General features: G+C 58.8%; 14 protein-coding genes. 2 read left to right on the top strand and 12 right to left on the bottom strand.

Annotated features, from left to right (window positions below; translation table 11 throughout):
- Positions 1-44 precede the first annotated feature (44 nt).
- The 8 genes from AC50YL_RS21840 to AC50YL_RS21875 all read right to left on the bottom strand — a co-directional run bounded on the left by AC50YL_RS21840 (position 45) and on the right by AC50YL_RS21875 (position 8,654).
- Entirely contained in the window at positions 45-272 is a 228-nt protein-coding gene (locus tag AC50YL_RS21840) for a hypothetical protein (RefSeq protein WP_494834716.1), read from the bottom strand.
- 53 nt (positions 273-325) lie between these two features.
- A complete protein-coding gene (locus tag AC50YL_RS21845) occupies positions 326-814 on the bottom strand; it encodes a GerAB/ArcD/ProY family transporter (RefSeq protein ID WP_494835267.1) in 489 nt (162 codons plus the stop codon).
- Positions 699-1,436, bottom strand: a complete 738-nt coding sequence (locus tag AC50YL_RS21850; protein ID WP_494834717.1) for a GerAB/ArcD/ProY family transporter — start codon at positions 1,434-1,436, stop codon at positions 699-701. The genes AC50YL_RS21845 and AC50YL_RS21850 overlap by 116 nt, the downstream gene beginning before the upstream one ends.
- A gap of 55 nt (positions 1,437-1,491) precedes the next feature.
- Positions 1,492-2,700 carry a Ger(x)C family spore germination protein gene (locus AC50YL_RS21855; RefSeq protein WP_494834718.1) on the bottom strand — a complete coding sequence of 403 codons (1,209 nt, stop codon included), beginning with the start codon at positions 2,698-2,700 and terminating at the stop codon, positions 1,492-1,494.
- Positions 2,697-4,265 (bottom strand): spore germination protein, encoded by a 1,569-nt coding sequence (locus AC50YL_RS21860; protein WP_494834719.1) that lies wholly within the window; start codon positions 4,263-4,265, stop codon positions 2,697-2,699. Before AC50YL_RS21860 ends, AC50YL_RS21855 begins: the two co-directional genes overlap by 4 nt.
- A 189-nt stretch (positions 4,266-4,454) precedes the next feature.
- Positions 4,455-5,168: a purine-nucleoside phosphorylase gene (deoD, locus tag AC50YL_RS21865; protein WP_494834720.1), complete on the bottom strand. Its 714-nt coding sequence runs from the start codon at positions 5,166-5,168 to the stop codon at positions 4,455-4,457.
- Between the two features lie 80 nt (positions 5,169-5,248).
- The gene (locus AC50YL_RS21870; RefSeq protein WP_494834721.1) at positions 5,249-6,409 is read right to left on the bottom strand and encodes a response regulator; all 1,161 of its coding nucleotides are present in this window, start codon (positions 6,407-6,409) and stop codon (positions 5,249-5,251) included.
- Positions 6,410-6,581: 172 nt separating this feature from the next.
- Positions 6,582-8,654 (bottom strand): HelD family protein, encoded by a 2,073-nt coding sequence (locus AC50YL_RS21875; RefSeq protein WP_494834722.1) that lies wholly within the window; start codon positions 8,652-8,654, stop codon positions 6,582-6,584.
- 248 nt (positions 8,655-8,902) lie between these two features.
- Here AC50YL_RS21875 and AC50YL_RS21880 point away from each other — a divergent pair, with 248 nt between their 5' ends.
- On the top strand, positions 8,903-9,982 hold the full coding sequence (locus AC50YL_RS21880) for a lactonase family protein (RefSeq protein WP_494834723.1): 1,080 nt from the start codon (positions 8,903-8,905) through the stop codon (positions 9,980-9,982).
- 173 nt (positions 9,983-10,155) lie between these two features.
- Here the strand turns inward: AC50YL_RS21880 and AC50YL_RS21885 are convergent, their stop codons facing one another.
- Positions 10,156-10,587: a VOC family protein gene (locus tag AC50YL_RS21885; protein ID WP_494835268.1), complete on the bottom strand. Its 432-nt coding sequence runs from the start codon at positions 10,585-10,587 to the stop codon at positions 10,156-10,158.
- A 91-nt stretch (positions 10,588-10,678) separates the two neighbouring features.
- Positions 10,679-11,509: an AraC family transcriptional regulator gene (locus tag AC50YL_RS21890; protein ID WP_494834724.1), complete on the bottom strand. Its 831-nt coding sequence runs from the start codon at positions 11,507-11,509 to the stop codon at positions 10,679-10,681.
- Positions 11,510-11,874: 365 nt separating this feature from the next.
- Here AC50YL_RS21890 and AC50YL_RS21895 point away from each other — a divergent pair, with 365 nt between their 5' ends.
- Positions 11,875-13,275 (top strand): S-layer homology domain-containing protein, encoded by a 1,401-nt coding sequence (locus AC50YL_RS21895; protein WP_494834725.1) that lies wholly within the window; start codon positions 11,875-11,877, stop codon positions 13,273-13,275.
- A 209-nt stretch (positions 13,276-13,484) separates the two neighbouring features.
- Here the strand turns inward: AC50YL_RS21895 and AC50YL_RS21900 are convergent, their stop codons facing one another.
- Positions 13,485-15,323, bottom strand: a complete 1,839-nt coding sequence (locus tag AC50YL_RS21900) for a sensor histidine kinase (protein WP_494834726.1) — start codon at positions 15,321-15,323, stop codon at positions 13,485-13,487.
- 204 nt (positions 15,324-15,527) lie between these two features.
- Entirely contained in the window at positions 15,528-15,884 is a 357-nt protein-coding gene (locus AC50YL_RS21905; protein WP_494835270.1) for a DUF1304 domain-containing protein, read from the bottom strand.
- Positions 15,885-15,933: the final 49 nt, after the last annotated feature.

Raw genomic sequence — 15,933 nt, forward strand, 5'->3', positions numbered from 1 at the left:
TCAACTTCGCCCTCCCGGTTGCGCCAGTCAAGCTTCGCCATGCATTATTTACCCATGATCCCGCTCATCGGCTTGAATAGCTTGATCATCCATTTATTCGGCCCCGGCAGCTCCGGGAAGAACAAGATAACGGCCAGCATGCCGCCGCCGATGATGGATAGCAGCACGAATGCGGTTTTCTCTTTCCCTTGCCGGGAATCGAGCTTCGGCCACTCGTACAGCACGATCAATATCAGCAGCAATGCAACGCCTAAGCCCTTCATAACGTTCATGTCGATTCTTCTCCTCCATTCCCGACCGCATGTCCGCGACCGGAGCGGGCGGCTTATTCGGCCATTGCCTTCCTGGATAAAGCTTTCTTGCGGATGAATGCCGTCAACACCAGCAAGACGGGGATAAGAATATGCACCGTGCAGGAGTAAAACGGCGTCGCTTTGCTGATGAATTCAACCAGGTCCTGCAGGGAAGGACCCGACCAAAGCGAGAAGGCAAGCAGCAGCACGCCAAGCGGAAAAACGATCGGCTTATAGGAGCGCAGGTTCAACCATTGCGCAGTGCCGAGTGCCAGCACATAATAAAAAATCGCGATTTTCAAATACACGCCGGCCACCCAAATCACGACCACCAGCGCCTCCAAATGCTCCAGGAAATCCGCGATGCTGATGAAGCGGGCCGCTTGAATCACCGGATACGTAAAGCTACCCGTGAGGTTGCCGAACAGCATCAGCGTGTAGAGGTTGCACAGCGAAAGCGCGAGCATCGTCACGATGACGGCGATGTTCCCCCATTTCCGCCCCCGCTCGCGATCCCGCAAAAACGGAATCATGAACGCGATCGATCATCGTGAAGTGGGAAAACCAAGCCGTCGGCACGATGGCTCCTTTCAAGGAAGGCAGGATGCCGTTGCCCATGACGGGAAAAATCTTATGCACATTCAAATCCGGGGTAAGCAGCACGAACACGAGCAGCGTAAAGAAGACGATGAGCGGCACCAGGATTTGCGCCGTTCGCGCGATGACTTCAAGCCCTCCGCGCACGGCGCAGCCGCTGATGAAGATAAAGCCGCCGGCAACCACGATGATCGGCGTGTAATTCAGGAAATTCGACGTTACCAATTCCTGCGAGAATTTAACGATATTGCCGTTGATATGCAAGTAATAAAACAAAAATACGAGCCCGACCGCTTTTCCGAGCACCGTGCCGAAGATTCGTACAAGATACTGAATGAGGGTTTCGCCCGGATAGAATTTCTCCAGCCGGACGGCCAGCCATACCGTGAGCAGCCCCACCAAGGCATCCCAGAACGGGGAGATCCACAAATCGCGCTGCGCAAACTTGTAGGTCGTGGCGGGCACGGTGAGATCCGCCGTGGCCACGATCAGCGGATACAGCAGCAGCGCCATTTGAACCGACGAGATCCTGCCTTTTTCGGGCATGTCAGACACTCCTCTCTTTCCGCTACCCGGTCGGGCCGGCGCTCGGATGCGCGCGTTACTCGATGCGTTCTTCCTCCGGCTTCCCTTGGGGAGCCGTGGATAACCCCGGTCTTCGCACCTTCGCGATGACGTCGACGGTCACTTTGATGCCGGGGAAAATTTCGTCCCATCTGGCCTTCGACTTGGCCCAGACCGACGGATATTTGCGATTATAGGCTTCGGCGAATCCGATAACGTCCGCTTTCGCTTCTTGTTGAACGACCTGAAGCGAGCTCTCGATTCGGTGTTTGATCTCCAATGCGGCCGTTTGTTCCAATTCCCGAAGGAAGCGCGGCGTTCCCACGACGAGCCGCGTGGTATTTTCCAGAATATCGTCTTCCGTCCAGACCCTCACTTTCATCTTCCATTGCCCGTTCTCGATTTCCGGGATCAGCTCCGACCTCGCCTTCAGCTGCAGCATGGATACGTAGCCCTTGGATTGTTTCAGGGAGACGGTAATGGTAGGATGGTGAATTTCGTTGCGCAGCCACAGCGTCCCCCGCACCAGGTCATCGTCGAGGTAATCGACCATCCGGCCTTTCTTGATGATGGCCGCCCCCTTCAAGCGGAAGCCGTGCTTCTCCTCCGGCCCTTTGCTTAACCAGGGCGAATTTTCGATCCATGGAATCAACGTGGCTTCGCTTTCGCCGCTCAGATCTTCCAGGACGTCTTTAATATTCTTCCTGACCCCGACATAGCTGCCCGCCAATTCCCGGACGACCTCCGAGCTCGTCAATTCCAACGGAGGCACCGTCGTCATCAATTCGGAGGCCTTTCCTTTCTTGATGAAAATAAACGAATTCAAACGCGTCTTCGGATGCCTGGCCATGAAATCCAAATAATCCCGCATATCGCCTTCCTTCGCGAGCTCCTCGCCGATGACCAAAACCTTGCTGTGCCCCCAAAATAATTTGCGAGGGAGGTTTTCCTGCATCTTGCTCAGCGCGTCGGCGATCGTCTTGCCTTTGGAGCTGCGTGCCAGCGTAGGATCGTCCCCTCCGCTTCCCGGATTGCCTTTGTCTTTCCCGCTTCCCGCTTGCTTGGGAGAGATGAATTGCGCGGACACTTCGATCGTGTTTTTCCCCTGCGCCTTGTCCAAGCCGGAGCCCATGATAATGGCCAAATCATTCAGCTCCTTCCTATCCCAGCAGCCGGTCAGCAACAGCAATGCCGGGAGGACGACGCAGAAAGCGGCCTTGCTCGTCTTGCCTTTGGCGTTCGTCACGAACGATCAGTCTCCCCTTCGGAGGGTCCAGGCTCCGTTCCTTGGGACTGCCGGAACGGATTATGCCCGTCGTTGAATTTGGGTCTATGCTTCAATGACCATATCGGGGCGCGAACAAAAATATCTTTCCATTCGCTTCGCATGCCCGGGGCGACGCCGCTCAGATACGGAACGCCGAACGAACGGAGCGTGCATAAATGAATGACGATGAGAATCAGCCCCCAGATCACGCCGAGCAGCCCTAACGTCCCGGCCAACAGTATGAGCGGGAACCGCAAAATGCGAAACGCCCCCGCGACGTTATAGCGTCCGCTCGTAAACGAGGCGATGCCCGTAAAGGCCACGACCATGACCATCGGCGGAGAGACCAAGCCGGCCGACACGGCGGCATCGCCGATAATCAGCGCGCCCACGATGCTGACCGCCGAACCGATCTGCTTCGGCAGCCTGATCCCGGCTTCGCGCAGCGCCTCGAACGTCAGCTCCATCAGGAGCGCTTCCACCAGCGCGGGGAAGGGGATTTGTTCCCGCGAGGCCGCAATGCTGACGAGCAGCCGGGTCGGAATCATTTCCTGATGGTACGATAATAAGGCGACGTAGATCGAAGGAAGCATGAGCGAGATGCCCAGCAAAAAAAAGCGCATCCAACGAATCATCGTTCCCAGCATGAACCGTTCGTAATAGTCCTCCGAAGCTTGAATCATCGAGAACAAGGTCACCGGCGCGATCAAGGCAAACGGGGAGCCCTCCGCCAAAACGACGACTCTGCCCTCCAATAATCCGGAAGCGGCCACGTCGGGCCGTTCCGTCGAGATGATTTGCGGGAAAGGCGAGAACGTCGCGTCCTCGATGAACTCTTCGATATTTCCGCTATCGAGCACCCCGTCGATGTCGATGCGCCGCAAGCGGCTCTTCACTTCTTCGATCAACTTCTCGTCCGCGATTCCGCTGACATACACGACGGAGACGTCGGTCCGGGTATACCGGCCGATTTTCATCGCTTGGAATTTCATTCGCGGAGAATGAATTTTGCGCCTGAGTATGGATAGATTGACCTTCAACGTTTCCGTGAAGCCTTCGCGCGGGCCGCGGACGACCGATTCGGCCGTCGGCTCCTGGATGCTCCGTTTATCGAATTTGGCCAACGATAACAGGAGGCCTTCATTTATCCGATCGAGCAGAAGCAGCGCGCTGCCCCCGGCTATCGCTTCGACGCAGTCCTGAAACCGCGTCGCGCGCTGCACGTTCGACACCGTCACCCGTTGTTCCACCAGGCTTTTCAAATCCTGCGCATCCGTCCGGTGCTCCGCCATGAGCGGCTTCAGCACGTTCTCGTTCAGTTCTTCCGTATCCGAGAGGCCTTCGAAATAAACGAGCGCCGCCTCCGATTTGCCGCCGACGGCAAACGAGCGTATCACGATATCGGGGCAATCCGCATAGACGGATCGCAGCTCCCGCAAATTGGCGTTCAAACGGTTGTCCAGATTCGCCGGCAGCTGATCGCCCAGACCGGCGAGTCGGCTCCTGGCTTGGTCCGCCATTCGGTTCGCTGCCCTAGTCTTCATCCTGCCAGACCGAAACCTCATCCCGCCTCATTCCCCTTAAAATGAAAAATATGGATCTTATCATGCTGTATAAGTTGCGGCATTCCGCTTCGCATTATTCCCTTTTATGCAAGAATTGTTAGTTCCCCTTGCGATAACGGCAAACAGCCCTCAGGCTATCCGCCTGAGGGCTGCTGCAATGAAGCGTAATTACTCGCCGAGAATCGCCGCCTCGAGCGCCACGACGATCATGTCGTTGAAGGTCGTCTGACGCTCTTCCGCCGTCGTATCCGTCTCGCCGCTGAACAGATGGTCGCTCACCGTGAGAACGGACAGGGCTTTCGCGTGATGGCGGGCCGCCAGCGTGTACAGCGCCGAAGACTCCATCTCCACCGCCAGCACGCCGTAGTCGGCCAGCTTCTTGACCGGCTCCATGCTCTCCCGGTAAAACGTATCGGCCGTCAGAATATGGCCCACCTTGACGGACAAGCCGCGGTCCAGGCAAGCCTGGTACGCCCTGCGGAGCAGACCGAAATCCGCGGCCGGCGCGAAGCTGAACCCGGGAAACAACAGCTGGTTGGCGCTGGAATCCGTGGTCGCCGTCATCGCGATGATCACGTCGCGGACCTTGACGTCCTCCCGCATCCCGCCGCAGGTGCCGACGCGGATCAGCTGCTTCGCGCCATACTCCCGCAGCAGCTCGTTTACGTAGATGGAAATCGAGGGAACGCCCATGCCGGTTCCTTGCACGGATATCCGTTTTCCTTTATACATCCCGGTAAAGCCCAGCATTCCCCTGACTTGGTTGTAGCAATGCGCGTCCTGCAGAAAGGTTTCGGCGATATACCGCGCGCGCAGCGGATCGCCGGGCAGCAGGATCGTTTCCGCGATATCGCCCGGTTTGGCGTTGATATGTATGCTCATTCTGAAGCCGTTACGGAGAACGTAACGGCCTTCACCTCCATCGTCATGAATTGATCAAGCATGCCCGGATTCGTCGTTGTTCATGTACCGCCGCCGGATTTTTGTTTCTTGTCCCCCATGCCGCTCACGAGCGCGTCGTATTCGAATACAAGCTCCCGGGGCGGACGAATGCCGAGCTCCCTGCCGAGCAGGCGGACATAATCGGTGTATCGGGCCGTCAGCGCCTTCTTGTCTCCGGTCGACGCATGGGCGCGCATCAGCAGGCGGACGGCCGATTCGTCGAGCGGATTGCGTTCGAGCAGCTTGTGCAGGAGTTTTGCCGCGCCGGCGGTATCCCGCGCTTCCAGGAGCGCGGCCGACAGCCGGAGAACGAGCGAAGCGTACAGCGCGGCGACGCGCTCCGCCTCGTGAATTGCCCATACGTACGCCTTATCCCCGAATAGATCGCCCGTATACAGCTGCTCGGCGCGCAGCGCTTCCTCCGCGTTCCCGGCATCGATCCGCTCCAGCCGTTGCGCTCGCTCCATGAACGCCTCGTAATCGATGACCGCGTGCTCCAGCTCCAGCGCATAGCCGTCGTTCTCCGACCGGATGGACTCGCGCAGGCGCAGCGGCTGGAGCGATTTGCGCAGCTGGTAGACGGTCGTGTTCAAATAATTTTCCGCGTTGGCTTGGGACATGCCGCCGAAGATTTCCGCCAGCAGGCGGGAGCGCGGAATTCGCTTGCCCCGGTGCAGCAGCAGGTAGGCGAACAGCTCCGCGCTTTTGCGCGAGATCCATTTCACGCGCCCCGCGTCATTGCGCACGAAGACGTCCCCGAGCGCCGTAACGACGGTTTCCGCCGGATTCCGGCCCGACGGAGGCGCGGCCGCAGGCGCTTTTTGCCCCGCCAGCACGCGGTTGACCGTTCGTTCCAGCCGCTCCTGGGACACCGGCTTGACCAAGTAATCCAGCACGGACAGCTCGTACGCCTGCAGCGCGAAATCCTTATGCGACGTGACGAAGACGATATGTGCCGCAAAGTTCTCTTCCTCCGCCCGCGCCGCGAAGGCCACGCCGTCCTCGCCCGGCATCGAGATGTCCACGAACGCGATTCCGATATCGGAATGCTCGCGCAGGTACGCGGCCGCGGCCGCCGGTTCCGTGAACACGCCGGCGACTTCGACTTCGGGAATCTTGCCGAGCATCTTCCGCAAGATCAAATGCATGGCGGGCTCGTCGTCCACCAAGATGACTTTCATCCGCCTTCCCCCTCCGTTTCGCCGCCGCTCCGCTTTCCGGCCTCCGCAGAGACCGGGCAGGATTCATCATAATACGAACGCCGCGGCTTGACAACTTGTTATACGGGCCGGTTCAGCGTTGGCGAACGAACAGTCCGGACCTGCGCCGCCGAGCGGAATCATGATGGCGGCTCTAGTACTGTCCCGGCTCCGGCATATACGGCGACGGCGATCCATTGAACGTCAACGCGAGCGCATGCAGGGCCCTCGTGCAGGCGATATACAGCAGGCTTCTGTCCATCTCCGTCCGGTAATTCGCCGCATTCGCGAACGGCACGACGACCTCATCGAACTCCAAGCCCTTGGCCATGTGAACCGACGTCACGACGACGCCTTCGCGGAACGCCTCGCTGCTGAAATCCAACCGGTGAATCGGCCCGTGCCGCTCGATCAGCGCCTCGTACAGCTTCTCCGCCTGCTCCTGGGTCCGGCAAATGATGCCGAACGAACGATGCCCGGATGCCCGGAAGGCCGCGATCAAGACGCCGATGCGCATCCGTTCGTCCGCTTCGTCCTCGGCGCGGAGAATTCGCGGGCGCTCGCCATGCCGTTCGATCGGGACGATCCGGCTATGGGGGTCGATGAGCCGCGCGAAAGCGATGATTTCCATGGTTGAGCGGTAGCTCTTCAACAATTCCACCGTTTCCGCGTCTGGAAATATCTCCTTGATCCTGTCCGCGGTGGAGGAGGAGTACGGATTGACGGCCTGGCTGCCGTCCCCGAGGATCGTCTTCCTGCACGGGAACAGCCGGGCCAATACGGCATACTGGACAGCCGTGTAATCCTGCATTTCATCCACCAGCAGATGCTTGACCTCGCCATAGCCGTCGGTGCCCTCGAGGAGGAGCTTCAAATAAACGAGCGGATACGCATCGGAACACTCCAGCCGCTTCTTCGCTCCCGGTGTGAACAGGTCCGGACGCCCGGCATGCGCGTAGAACTCCTTGTAGAGAACCATCAGGTTATGCGCTTTGAACATCCGGCGGATCGCCGTTTTGATGCGGTTCGCGGCAGCGGTACTCAGTTTGTCGCCGTGGACCGTTCTGGTTCGCGCCGCGATCACCGCCGCCGTCTTCGCCAATCTGAGCTTCACCGGAAGGCCGGCGGATGCTTGATACGCGGCTGCTATCGGCGCGCGGCCGATATGAACGTCCGGGAAGGAAATATCCGACGCGTCAAAATAATGCTCGGCCGCATGCCGGACGAATTCTTCCAGGCGCCGCACGAATGCCGTATCGGCCTTGTACCGGATTCGCTCGATCAAGGCGACGTCCGGGGAAGCCGCCAGCACCGAGACCTGTTCGCCGAACGTCTGGAACTCGCATATCCCGGCCAGCTCGGCCGCGGCGATCGCTTCGATGCCGGTCTCGGCGATCTTCTCTTCCCCGAGCTCCGGCAAGACGTTCGCGATAAAATCGGCGAACACTTTGTTCGGCGAGAGAATCAGCATGTTCTCGGAAGTCAGCGTTCCCTTGTGCTTGTACAGGAGAAAGGCGACCCGGTGCAGCGCCACGGACGTTTTGCCCGATCCCGCAACGCCTTGAATGATCAACGTCTGCGCATGCTCGTTGCGGATGATCGCGTTCTGCTCCTTCTGAATCGTGGCCGCGATATGCTTCATCTTCTCGTCGGACGTGCGGCTGAGTTCCCGCTGCAGGACGTCGTCGTTGATGCGCATGGCGCTTTCGAGCATATACTCCATGATCCCGTGCTGTATACGGTACTGCCGCTTCAAGCTTATGGTCCCTTCGACGATGCCGTCGACCGAATCATAACAGGCCGAGCCGACATTGAAATCGTAGAACAAACTCGCTACGGGAGAACGCCAGTCGTAGACGATGTTGTCATGGCCCGGACCATCGCTGAAGGCATGCACGCCAATGTAGTACGGTTGTGCCTCCGTTTGCTCGCCGGTGGCGAAATCGACCCGGCCGAAGTAAGGAGACAAAGCCAACTTCTCGAGCCTGTCTCGCTTGAGCACGGCCTTCTCGCCATGATCGATGGAGAGCGAGATGTCGACGACGTTAGCGGCCCGTTCCGCCGGATCGAGCTGATCCCGGTTCGACCAGACGTATTTCTTCGCCTCGATAATCTCGCTGCGGGCGGCGCGAATTTGCGCCTCCGCGTCACCCAGCGCCTGTCGAATCCGTGCTGCCGTCGTCGCCAAATAGCTTCTCTCATCCTTTTCCGTCTCGTTCACGATCATCGTATCCCTCTATTCTTCGCGAAAGTAACCCTAAGTATAGAAGGAAAATAAAAAAAGAATAGACTTATAGTTTCCGCTCCGTTAACATGTAATTATCGTGGGTCCAAAAAACCGCATACGACATTGACGCAGCGTCCCTTTCATTCCTTGCGAATGGCGGGACTTTTTTGCGTCCAAGATGCCTTTTCGGCCGATTAATGGTAAAATGCAACCTTAGGAAGACAATGCGAATTGGAGGTACGATGACAATGGCGACAACGCAAACCTTTGCTTTTATCGGCTCTTACGCGGATGCGGAAGGACCTGGATTATATGCCTGCGCGTTCGACGAACGGACAGGCGCCTTGACGCTGCTGGACCAAAGGGACGGCTTGCAGAACCCGACGTTCCTCGTCCCGAACGAGAAGGCGCGCACGCTGTACGCCATCATGGAGAGCAAGGATGCCGAAGGCCGGCGCTGCGGCGGAGCAGCCTCCTACCGGTTCGATCCCGCTGCCGGGAAGCTGGAACGGTTGAACGAGGAAATCATGCTGCCGGCGACGACCTGCCACATCTCGCTCGATCATACCCGCCGGTTCGCGCTGACGGCGAGCTACCATGGCGGTATGGTCGGCCTCTCCCCGATCCAGGAAGACGGACGCATCGGACCGACCGCCGACATTCATCGTCATGAGGGATCGAGCGTGCATCCGGCCCAAACGCAAGCGCGGGCCCATTCGGCCATCGTCGACCGCGACAACCGCTACGCCGTCGTGTCCGACCTCGGACTCGACAAATTGTTCGTGTACAAGCTGGATCCGGCGAACGCCAAGTTGACGCTTCAGAGCGAGACGAGCATCGCCCCGGGCTCGGGACCGCGCCACTTCGCGTTCCATCCGAAGCTGTCCATGGGCTACGGCATCAACGAACTGAACAGCACGATTACCGTGTACGCGTACGACGCGGAAGCAGGACGCCTGAACGTCGCGCAGACGATCTCCACGCTGCCGGAATCGTTCGAAGGCGACAATGCCACCGCGGACATCCACCTGTCGCCGGACGGCAAATTCCTGTACGGCTCCAATCGCGGGCATGACAGCCTCGCGGTCTATGCCATCGACCCGGAGAGCGGCCTGATCGAGCCGGTGGAATACGCGCCTACGCTCGGCGGCCATCCGCGCAACTTCGCGGTGTCGCCGGACGGCCGGTTCGTGCTCGTGGCCAACCGCGACGGAAACAACGTCGTTACCTTCAGCCGCGATGCCGCAACCGGAAAGCTGCTGCCGACGGGAAGCGAGTTCTCCGCGTCGAAGCCGGTGTGCGTTCGCTTCGCGGAAATTACCGCCTAGAACCGGCGAGGCATTGCGCCGCCTCCCGCCCCTGTCGAGCGAACGAACCTCCATCCGCCAAACGGATGATCGCTGGAAGACTGATCGCAAGAAGCATCGCCAAAAAGGCCGCCCGAGCGCTTACCAACGCCGGGCGGCCTTTTCGCATTCGCTGCAAGTGTACTTCTCCTGGCCTAATCCTGCTCTTCGTCCAGCTCCCACGCCGGGTTCCAAACGATCTCCCACAGATGTCCGTCCGGGTCCATGAAGTGGCCGGAATATCCGCCCCAGAACGCGTCATGCGCGCGATCCGTGATGACCGCCCCGGCTTTCTCGGCGAGCGCCATGATCCGGTCCACCTCCGCTTTGCTGCCAGCGTTATGGCCGATCGTCATCTCGGTCGAGCTTCGCGGCGACAGCGGGACCTTGGCCTCGTGGGAGAGATCGGCGCGCTTCCAGATCGCCAGCTTCACTCCCGCCTGCAGGTCGAAGAACGCGACGGCCCCGTGCTCGAACTCGGTGCCGATGATCCCTTCCGTCGGCAGTCCAAGCCCGTCGCGATAGAACGCCAGCGACTTGTCCAAATCGTCCACCCCGAGGGTAAGTACGGTTATGCGCGGTTTCATCATCGTAACCAGCCTCCATTGCGCTTCGTTATGTTCGTACAAGGACCATCATCGCAGATCGCGGTCCTTTCGGCTTGTAATTAACGGACAATCAATCGGATTGAAACACCTGCTTGGGCGGCAATCCGTAGAAGCGTTTGAAATCCGCCGAAAAATGCGGCTGGTCATAATAGCCGTGCGCCAGGGCAAGATCCGTTAAGCGTATGGCCGGCCCCTCATGCAGCCGCTGCAGAACATACTGGAACCGCACGATGTCCAGCAGCTTCTTCGGGCCGACGCCAAGCTCCTTCAAGAAGAGCCTTCTGACGTTGCGTTCGCTGTAACCGAGCTCCTCCGCCAGCTCCCTGACGAACAGTCTGCCTTGGCTTGCATGCATGCAGCGCATGCCGGACAGCAGCAGCCGTTCGGACCAGGATTCGGACCGAACGTCCGATTCCGAGCGGAACAAGGCTTGAACGAAACGGGATTCGATCCGTTTGATCCGGTCAACGGTCGCTCCGGGTTCCCTTGCCTCGTCCAGGAAAGAGGCAGCCTCGCTTCCCCACAGCGCTTCAAGCGGGACTTGCCGCCCGGCCAGTTCGGACACCGGGTAACGGATAAACCGGTGCGCAGCCTCCGCAAAGAACCGAATGCCGAGCAAGGAACGGTCCGACGCGAGCGCCGGGGTTTCGCAGCCGGTCATGATCCCTACGGCAAACGCGTTTGAGGACGATGCGTTCAGGTCGATAATAATGTCGACGCAGCCGTCCGGAATCACGCGATGCCTGTCCGGTGCGGAAGAGGCGCGTATATCGACGGTCCAATAGCAAGCTACGTACGGCCGCAGCAGCTCTCCCGGCTCGAACTCCCGGTAGCGGTAATCGGCATCCAGCCGATTCGCCTGCACGACGGGCGGCTGCAAGGGCCGATACGCCCGCTTCATGTAAGCACGCCTCCCGGACACGCCGGCTGAAGCATGAAACAGGACCATCGGCACCTTCGTCTGCCCTTCACGAAATGTAAGATGGCATTGGCGCCGAATACGCCTGCCAAATAACCGAGCACAACCGAAACGATCATAGGTGGCAGTCTCCCTTCATATGACGACGCTGCTGGTTTGCGATACATACAGTATGCCATGAATACGGCGGCCTTGCCGCTTGTTCGTTATGCCGGCATCGAAACCGCCAGTCAGGATACGGTTTGAAAACTTATTCGACATTTTTCGAAATGGGCTGCAACCTTTCCACGGATAGGCTCGTCTTCCATATTTGAAAAGACAAAAATACATCCTCGAGGTGAACGAAATTGAAAAAATCATTCAAAATGCTTACTCTTACCGCCACTGCCGCACTGTCGCTAACGTTTGTCGGCCAAGCCTTCGCGGCATCCGGCTTTTCGGATCTCGGTAACGATACGGCAAAAGATAAAATCATCTCCCTGCAGGAAAGAGGCCTGGTAAAAGGCATGACGTCCGAGCTGTTCGCCCCCAACGCCACGATGACGGCCGCCCAAGGCGTGCAGTTGATCGTAAAGGCGCTTGACCTCAACCTGGATCTGGTCCGCTTCTTCAAGGAACCGAAAGCCAGCGATTATTTCAAAAACGCGAAAGACGACGCTTGGTATTCCGAAGCGCTCATCATCGCGTCCGTCAACGGCCTCGACCTGCCGGCCGACCTGGATCCGAACAAGCAACTGACCCGCGAGGAATTCACGTACCAGCTCATCCACGCGATCGAAGTCACCGGCAAGCTGCCGATGATCAAGCCGGTCGTCGTCGACATCAAGGACGAAGACCAAATCACCGTGGACTATTCCGGCGCCATCCAACGCGCGATCAACTACGGCGTCATCAAGCTGAACGCCGACGGCAGCTTGAGCCCGAAAACCGCCATCACCCGTTCGAGCGCGGCGGAAGAAATCTACAACGCTCTGGAATACTTGAAAGCTCATCCGTCCGAGGCAGTAAACGGCGTATTGCCGGCCAAGCAAGGCGTAGATCTGATCGCAGCCGCGCTCGGCGTCACGCCTGAACTCGATGCCGCGATCGCTCCGGACGCGCCGCTGACGCGCGAAGCGTTCACCGACCTGCTCGTTCACGCGACCGAGACGGCCGGCAAGCTGCCGCTGATCAACCCGGTCGTCGTCGAGATCAAGGACCAAGACCAAATCAACGTCGTCTACTCCGGCTCGATCCAACGCGCCCTGAAATACGGCATCGCGCAATTGAACGAAGACGGCAGCTTCAATCCGACCGCGGACATCACCCGCGCGGAAGCCTCCGCCGCCATCGATAAAGCAGCGGCCTACCTGAAGGATCACGCCGCTCCGGTCGACGAGAACGCGATCGTCACCGGCGAACAAGCAGCCGCGCTGATTACCAAGCAATTCGGCATCACGGTCGATCTGAAAAGCTTCGACATCGCGCCGGACCACAAGATTACCCGCGAAGAGTTCACGCATGTGCTCGTGAAAAGCCTGCAAACGAGCGGCAAGCTGCCGATGATCAAGGTCGCACCTGTCGAGATCAAGGACGAGGACCAACTGAACGTGCTGTATTCCGGTTCCGTTCAAACCGCGCTGAACCTCGGTATCGTCAAGCTGAATGCCGACGGCAAATTCGATCCGAAAACCGAGCTGACCCAAGCCGCGGCATCGGAGCAAGTGAGCAACGCCGTCACGGCGCTTGATAAATTCACGCAAAAATAAGCTTTAACCGCGAACCAAAGGCCGCCGAGATCATCTCGGCGGCCTTTTTGTCGTCGTCCGAAACGGAATCAGGCCGGCTGACCCGCGCGGCTGACGAAGCAGGCAGCAAGACGCCGCGCAGTCTCATCGCCGCGAGGCGTTCGCGGGCCTCCGGTTTCCTTTTCGGTTTGGTTTTAGTTTTGTCTTGGTTCCGGTTCCACGTTCGACGATCATGCCGATTCCGACGTTCGTTGCGGCTGCGCCGGGCCGGCCGTGTCCCCGTCGTCCTCGAATGCGCGCTGTCCGCCGGCCGAGCCGGGCAGCGTGAAGAAAAAGCTCGTCCCTTCCCCTGCCGCGCTCTCGAACCAAAGCTTGCCCCCATGGATGCGGACGAATTCGCGGGTCAGCACCAGACCGAATCGGGCATCGCCCGAGTCGTCGCCGCCCATCGCCGGCATTTTGAAGAAAGGCTCCTCGCGGCGCAGCAGCTCCGCCGTTCCTTCGTCGATGCCCGCGCCGTCGTCGGTTACGCGCACGACGACCCAGTCGCCGTCCAGCGCGGCATTCACCTCGATCGATCCGCCGATCCCGGTATACTTGATCGCGTTCGAGAGCAGGTTGCGCAGAATCAGGTCCAGCATTTCCTTATCGGCACTGATCGTCAGCTCTCTATCGACCCGTTCCGTCATGCGGATCTGCTTCATCCCCGCCTTCGATCCCGCCAGCGTCAGGGCTTGCCGGACGACCTGCCGCACATTCCAGCCCGCCGGGCGGAAGGCGATCTTGCCTTTCTGGCTCCGGTACCAATCCAGCAGATTATCGACGAGCAGGAACGTGCTCTGCACCTGGCCCCTCAGCTCCCGGAACAATTCGGCATGTTCGGCGTCCCGGTCCGCCAGCTCGTCGCCGAGCAGCTCCGTCAAGCTCACCAGAAGCGCGATCGGATCGCGGATATCATGCGCCATGACGGTGAACAGCTTGTCCTTGAACGCGTTCAGTTCCGACAATTGCCGTGCGTTCTCGCGAAGGCGGTCCTCGTTCTCCTTCAATTCCGTGATATCGTTGAACATCAGCATTTTGCCGATCGGAATCTTGCTGGCGTCGTATATATACGAGAGCCTGCAGGCATAATGCCTGTTCCGGCCGCCAAGGAGCGCCTGGTACGGAAAGCGTTCGTCCTCGGCGGCCGTGCTTCCGATCCGTTCGAGCAGTTCCGGACTGCCGGACAGCACCCGGCCGACGGATGCGGGATAGCGCTTCGTCAGGGACAGCTCGGGCAGGACCTCCTCCGCCGCGCGGTTGAAGCTGACGATCTGATCCTCGTAATCGAGCAGGACGACGCCGTCGCCGATCGTGTCGAATACCTGCGCCTGCGCCAGCGGCATCAGGCGAAGCAGATTGAATTTGAATATCCCCCATATGTACGCGACGCCCGAGACGGCGAAGCCGAAAGGCGTCAAATCGACGTCGATGCCGAACCATAGGCATAGATTGAACAGCATCGGCGCGATCGCGCCGAGCAGCAGAACGGCGATTTGTTTCCGCACGATCGGCAGCGCCCGCCAATACATCCGGATGCAAAGCGACAGCCCGGCCGTCATGACGATATAGCTGTATACCGTATGTACCTTATACCAGAGTCCCTTGACCGTCACGTACTTCACGATCGAGTCGTCCGTCGTCGGGATAAACCGTTCGTACATGAGATGATGCCAGTCGTTGGTCAATTGGACGAGGAAGACCGACGCGGGAATGACGAACAGCGCCAGCGCGAGACGCTTCCGGTAAGCAGCGGCCGTCCCCGTGAATTGGATAATTTGATACAGCCAAAGCGCCGATACGAACGGAATGCCCACGTATTCGATTTGAAGCGACAGCTTGACTTCGCTCAGGCTGTCGCTCAAGATCTCGAATCCATAGCCCGTCGCATAGAAGGACGCGGCCAACATGATCAGAATCAGCGTTTTGGCCGCGGGCAGGTGGCGCTTCAGATAAGAGAGATACGCGATGAACGCCATCAGCGCCGCCGCGAGAAAAAGCAGGATCGACATCAATTGCCTTGCGTCCATGGCTGCTGCCCTCCCGTGTGCTTGCATGCGCGAACCGCCATTCGAGCGGGTTCGACAATTTCCTGCTTTCCTATGATAACATCTTCCGAAATGGAAGTCGTACACGATTATCCGGCGGAACCTCCGCATGCGAAAAACCCACGATCTCCATCGTGGGTTTCATGCGTTTCGCAGGTCTCGTTGCGAGCTTATGCCCGATGATCTCTACTGAACCAGTACGAGAATGAGCGCGATCAAAGCCGGCAAGCCTTGAACGAGCCAGATCGAACGTTTCGCCGTCGCTCCGCCGAACAACGCCGCGACGAGCACGCAGATCAAGAAAAACAATTCGATCGACTGTCCGGTCCGGTCATTGGGATGAAACAGTCCCCAAATGAGTCCAGCCGCGAGAAAGCCGTTGTACAGTCCTTGGTTCGCGGCGAGCGACTTGGTCGCCTCCGCCTCTTCCTTCGTCGTGCCGAAGGCTTTCCTCGCGCGCGGGGTCGTCCACAAAAACATTTCCAGCACCAAAATATAAACATGCTCCAAAGCGACTAATCCTACGAAAATAGCGGCGAGTATGATCGATTCCTCCTTGATTCCCGTACCTTGCTCTCATTCTAGCATAGTC

It is taken from the genome of Paenibacillus sp. J22P277, from assembly GCF_059383675.1.